Source organism: Rhodococcus sp. BS-15 (assembly GCF_000813105.1).
GTDB lineage: Bacteria > Actinomycetota > Actinomycetes > Mycobacteriales > Mycobacteriaceae > Rhodococcoides.
The window spans coordinates 1-5,354 of sequence record NZ_BAOX01000320.1 but is presented as its reverse complement, the minus strand read 5'-3'; the positions used below and the strand labels follow the sequence as shown (position 1 = coordinate 5,354).

General features: G+C 63.8%; 5 protein-coding genes and 1 pseudogene. 1 reads left to right on the top strand and 5 read right to left on the bottom strand.

Annotation, left to right across the window (positions count from 1 at the left end; genetic code table 11):
* Nucleotides 1–279: 279 nt before the first annotated feature.
* The 3 genes and pseudogenes from RHBS_RS23830 to RHBS_RS23820 form a co-directional block, all read right to left on the bottom strand.
* Nucleotides 280–2,114, bottom strand: a pseudogene (locus RHBS_RS23830) (acyl-CoA dehydrogenase).
* A gap of 79 nt (nt 2,115–2,193) precedes the next feature.
* Entirely contained in the window at nt 2,194–2,742 is a 549-nt protein-coding gene (locus tag RHBS_RS23825; RefSeq protein ID WP_237669623.1) for a bifunctional 2-polyprenyl-6-hydroxyphenol methylase/3-demethylubiquinol 3-O-methyltransferase UbiG, read from the bottom strand.
* Between the two features lie 97 nt (nt 2,743–2,839).
* Nucleotides 2,840–3,910, bottom strand: coding sequence for a DUF4185 domain-containing protein (locus RHBS_RS23820; protein WP_128646587.1), 1,071 nt, complete (start codon nt 3,908–3,910; stop codon nt 2,840–2,842).
* Nucleotides 3,911–4,190: 280 nt separating this feature from the next.
* Here RHBS_RS23820 and RHBS_RS23815 point away from each other — a divergent pair, with 280 nt between their 5' ends.
* Nucleotides 4,191–4,523, top strand: a complete 333-nt coding sequence (locus RHBS_RS23815; protein WP_237669621.1) for a MarR family winged helix-turn-helix transcriptional regulator — start codon at nt 4,191–4,193, stop codon at nt 4,521–4,523.
* Nucleotides 4,524–4,529: 6 nt separating this feature from the next.
* On the opposite strand, the gene RHBS_RS29255 is transcribed toward RHBS_RS23815, so the two are convergent.
* Together RHBS_RS29255 and RHBS_RS23810 are read right to left on the bottom strand one after the other, a co-directional pair.
* Nucleotides 4,530–4,691, bottom strand: coding sequence for a hypothetical protein (locus RHBS_RS29255; RefSeq protein ID WP_183130283.1), 162 nt, complete (start codon nt 4,689–4,691; stop codon nt 4,530–4,532).
* A 196-nt stretch (nt 4,692–4,887) separates the two neighbouring features.
* On the bottom strand, nt 4,888–5,354 hold a 467-nt coding region (locus RHBS_RS23810; protein WP_128646583.1), incomplete at its 5' end, for a DUF2064 domain-containing protein.

The following is a 5,354-nucleotide window of genomic DNA, read 5'->3' as shown; positions in this document are numbered from 1 at the left end:
CAAACGCGCGCGCATTCGCCGAACGCGCGCGAAATTGCCTGAGGATCCCGCAGAAAGCGCGCGCATCTGACAAACGCGCGCGCTTTTGCGGCAGCCGAAGTCTCGCAACGATGCCCCACCAACAATTGCGCGCGCTTTTGCGGCAACCGGAGCCCCGCAACTATGCCCCACCAACAAGCGCGCGCGCATTTGCGGCAACCGGGGTGCGCCCCCCCACCATCCCCGGCACACGACAACGGCCGCACTCGAGAACGAGTGCGGCCGTTGTGAGTCAGTGGATCAGAACGCTGCTTCGTCGAGTTCCATGATGTCGTTGTCGATGTTGGTGAGGATTGCTCGGGTGGAGGTGAGCTGCGGGAGGATGTTCTTGGCGAAGAACGATGCCACGGCGATCTTGCCCTCGTAGAACGCCTTGTCCTTGCCCTCTGCACCGTTGTCGAGTGCAGCGATGGCGATTTCGGACTGACGCAGCAGCAGCCAGCCGATGAGCAGGTCGCCGAAGCCCATGAGGAAGCGCACCGATGCCAGGCCGACCTTGTACAGCTCGGTGGGCTGGTCCTGTGCACCCATGAGGTGCTGGGTCATCGAGGTGACGATGGCCTGCACGTCTTCGAGTGCGGTGGCCAGCAGTGCGCGCTCGGCCTTGAGGCGGCCGTTGCCTGCTTCGCTGTCGATGAACGACTTGATCTGTCCGGCAACGTGAGCGAGCGCTACGCCGCGGTCGCGGGCGATCTTGCGGAAGAAGAAGTCCTGCGCCTGGATGGCGGTGGTTCCTTCGTACAGCGAGTCGATCTTGGCGTCGCGGATGTACTGCTCGAGCGGGTAGTCCTGCAAGAATCCGGAGCCGCCGAGGGTCTGCAGTGATTCTGCGAGTACCTGGTAGGCGATTTCGGAGCCGACGCCCTTGACGATGGGCAGCAGGAGGTCGTTGACGCGGTATGCGATGTCTGCGTCCGCGTCCGAGACCTGCTTGGCGGTGACCGGATCCTGGTGTGCGGCGGTGTAGAGGTACACCGCGCGCAGGCCCTCCGAGTACGCCTTCTGCATCATGAGGCTGCGGCGCACGTCGGGGTGGTGGGTGATGGTGACGCGGGGAGCGGTCTTGTCGGTCATCTGCGTCAGGTCTGCGCCCTGGACGCGCTCCTTGGCGTACTCGAGTGCGTTGAGGTAGCCGGTGGAGAGGGTACCGATTGCCTTGGTGCCGACCATCATTCGGGCGTGCTCGATGACGTCGAACATCTGCGCGATGCCCTTGTGAACCTCGCCGACGAGCCAGCCTTGGCGGGGACGCCGTGGCCACCGAAGGTGAGCTCACAGGTGGCGGAGGCCTTGAGGCCCATCTTGTGCTCGACGCCGGTGACGAATGCGCCGTTGCGCTCGCCCAGTTCGCCCTTCTCGAAGTCGAAGAGGACGGACGGTACGAAGAACAGGCTCAGGCCCTTGGTGCCCGGTCCGGCACCTTCGGGACGAGCGAGTACGAGGTGGAAGATGTTCTCGAACATGTCGTCGGAGACAGCCGAGGTGATGAAGCGCTTGACGCCCTCGATGTGCCACGAGCCGTCGTCCTGCTTGATGGCCTTGGTGCGGCCGGCACCGACGTCGGATCCGGCGTCGGGCTCGGTGAGCACCATCGTGGCACCCCAGCTGCGCTCGACAGCGACCTTGGCCCATTCCTTCTGCTCGTCGGTTCCGTTGTGGAACAGGATGTTCGCGAAGCCGGGGCCTGCGGAGTACATGAATGCTGCGGGCTGCGAGCCGAGGAGCATCTCGTTGATGCCCCACAGGAGGTTGCGCGGGGCAGGCATGCCGCCGATTTCCTCGTCGAGGCCGACGCGCCACCACTCGCCGTCGTAGAGCGCCTTGAACGACTTCTTGAAGGAGTCGGGCAGCTTCAGGCTGTGGGTGTCGGGATCGAAGACGGGCGGGTTGCGGTCGGCGTCCGCGAAGGACTCGGCCAGCGGTCCCTCGGCCAGGCGTACGACCTCACGCAACATGTCGCGGGCAACTTCGCCGTCCATGTCGCCGAAGTTGTCGCCTTCGAGTGTCTCGTCGAGTCCGAAGAGCTCGAAGAGGTTGAACTCGAGGTCCCGAAGGTTGCTCTTGTAATGGCCCATTGCTCGTTCGCTCTCCAGTCGGTGGTGCGGTCTCGTGAGTACCGCCCAAGTTAGCTACTCGTCGGTAACTTAATGGATATTACCCCCGATCCGGTTCGCTGCCAAGGGGAGACCTACTCGCCAGTAGCAGTGCATCGATCGCTGTGCCGCCGGTCACGTCGCGATAGCGGTTTTCGGCCGTGAGGACGGTCAACCGAGAATCGATGTCCGACGCCAAATCCTCTGGTGTGTACAGGATTTCGGCTTCCTGCGGGCCGCCGACGCCCGACTCGATGTTCTCGGCGTGGTGCCCGAGGATCATGAGGATTCCATCAGGTTTCAGCGCTGAAACTGCCGTCGATACGGCCGTGCGCCGCTCTTCCGGGGGCAGATGGAGGTAGAACATGAGAACCAGGTCATAGTTCGGTTCTGTCGACAACTGCGTCACATCGGCGTGGACCCAGGTCAGGCGCTCGCGCACCGAGCGCGGTGCCGAGGCGGCAACACGACTCGCCTTCGTCAGTGCGACCGACGAGAAATCGACGGCGTCGACGGTCCAGCCGCGGGTTGCCAGCCAGATGGCGTTTCGGCCCTGACCGGACGCGAGGTCGAGTGCCCGACCACGTTTCAGCGTCGTCGCGACTTCCACCAATGTTGCGTTCGGTGCCTCGCCGTAGACGAGTTCTCGGCCTTCGTACTTGCGATCCAGTCTGCGGCGTCCACCCGGGGAAGCCTAGTGGGGCCTCCTACAGCGTTGTGCGCAGCAGGAGCACGTTGTAGTTCTGGTAGACCGTGGCCAGGAAGTACAGGTCGCGGCCGGTCGAGTAGGGGTGGATGTACGGCGCGTAGATGGAGCTGACCTCGCGGGTGTCGACCAGAACCTCCGGCGGGCTCCACGGCCCGACGGGCGACGGCGAGCGCCGCAGCACGATGGAGTTGGCGTTGTCGGTCGTCATCATCAGGTACTGACCGAGGGTCGCGTTGTATGCGACGGAGAGTTCGCCGACGCCGCCGACGATGGGTGCGGCCGCGGCCGGGTCGCCCTTCTTCCAGTCCTGGCCGGTCCAGTACTCGTATTCGCCGAGCCGGGCGATGTCCTGTTCCTTGACGCGGGCGATGTGTCCGAGGTTGAAGCGGCCGGGCGGTGTGCCGTACTGGTAGACGTAACCGCCGTCCTTGAGGTAAGCGCTCTGCTGGAAGTTGCGATCGCCGCCGACACTGGGCCGCTGGGTGTCGGGAAGAGCTGCCCAGTTCTCCCCGTTGTCGTTCGACACGGCCAGGCCGGAGAAGTTGGTTTCCCAGGTGCCTGCGGGTCCCCAGTTCTTGACCGACATCAGGTTCAGGTACTGACTGTCGCCGACGGCCACGCCGGCCGTCGGGATTCGGCTGATCTCGACGAACGGGATCTTGGGGCTGGGGACGACCTCTTTGGTCTGACCGATCGGGTCCAGCACGACGCTGTCGAAGTTCATGCCGTCGGCGAGGTTTCGGTCGTTGCTACGCACGATGGCGTTGCTGCGCCACGACCACAGGCTGCCCTGCAGCAGGTTGGGTACGCCGAGACCGGCGGTATCGCCGAAAGCCGTCAACACCTCGCCGCGGCCGTTGTCCCACATGATGCCGAGATCGGTGCCGATCATGTTGACGTTCTGTGTGTTGTTGGCGCTCGAAATCCCGGTCACTTGAGCGACGGCTTGTGCACGACCGTTCAGCTGCGGCAGTCCGAACGTGCCGTTGAGTCCGGCAATGGGATTGACCGCGTTGGGATTGGCGAGCGCGTTGGGCCCGGTGACCAGCAGTGACGTAGCCACGGCCATGACGGCAACGGTCAATACTTTGGAACCCACGCGACTCACGACGTACTCCCGATTTCGATTTCACTCCCCGGCAACCGTGGAGAACCATATCAGCGGTTTGTTCGGGAGGTATTGAATCGATGGATCCGCTGTTTCGAGAAATCGGGCGAATGCAACTCGGTGTCGTAATCTGGACAGTGTGAGTGATCTGCCCGATTCCCGGCTGGCGAGGGATTTGTCCGTCAGTGCGATGCGGCTGAATCGGAGGCTTCGTCTGCGCCATTCCAGCGACAGATTGCCGGTGGCTCACCTGTCGATTCTGACGACGTTGCTCCGTGAGGGGTCGATGACGACGGGGGAGTTGGCGGCACGGGAGCGGATCAAGCCGCCGTCGGTTTCCAGGTCCTCGCACGCCTTGGTCGAGTCGGGGCTGATGTGCCGGGAGCCGCATCCGACGGACGGTAGGCAGGTGGTTCTGTCGCTGACCGATGCCGGGACGGCGACTGCGCGTCAGGAGGTAGCCGCTCGGGAAATCGCGCTCGCCGAGCAATTGGAGGAGTTGACGCCGCAGCAGCGGGAGACACTGGCCGCGGCGGCTCGTATTCTGACCGAGATCGTCGAACGGGTCGACTGAACGCCGTCAGTTCTCGTGGTGAACTTCGTGATCGAGAGCGTCGACGTCCCACTCGATGGTGGACCCCAGTTCTTCGGAATCGCCCCGGCGTGCGACGCGACCGAGGACGGTGGCGACGACTGTCGCGAACACCACCCACACGGCTACGCCTATCAACAACCCGGTCATGTCACACTTTCTAGCACCTGTGTCTGTGAAATCGCCGTGAAACGGTGGTTCGGCTTTGTTGCGATTCGATATTGGTCGCGTCCGGTCCGGCAATTCGGGCAGATCGAAGGCTCTGTTCCACAACGGATGTGGAGGTTTCGGGCACAAATTCGAGTTTCGTCGAAAACAGACCTCTCGGAACGGACCGAAACCCCGATCAATTACCCATTTGCCTGACGGCGATACGGAATCGGCTGGTCGGTGCGCACAATTGCGCCACCGCTTCGAGATCGGACTCGAAATCGACATCGCGCAATTCGGGGAGCATCGTGATCGACGCTCCCGCTGCGGCCAGAGCATCGAGCGTGTCGGTGCCCGTCGACGGCGCAGACATGGGCACGTCGAGCAGGGACCGTGCGAGGGCGGGGTTGCGCAGCCCCAGCGCCCACCAGCCGCCGTCCTCTGCCGATCCCAGCACGTCGCTGGTGCCGAGATGAGCGGCAGCGTCGGACAGCAATTGCGCCGTCACCTGTGGGGTGTCCATGCCGATCTGCAGTACCGCGCCGGTGGTGGCTGCGTCGGCGTGTGCATTGGCCAGTCGTTCGCCCAATCCGTCGCCGCGCTGCGCTATCACCGTGAACGACGCCAGAGCCAGGGTGAGTTCGTCGGCACGGGCCGCGTCGG

Coding starts and splice junctions, on each gene's coding strand:
- RHBS_RS29255 (WP_183130283.1), bottom strand. CDS start 4,691: ATGACCGGGTTGTTGATAGGCGTAGCCGTGTGGGTGGTGTTCGCGACA.
- RHBS_RS23820 (WP_128646587.1), bottom strand. CDS start 3,910: ATGGCCGTGGCTACGTCACTGCTGGTCACCGGGCCCAACGCGCTCGCC.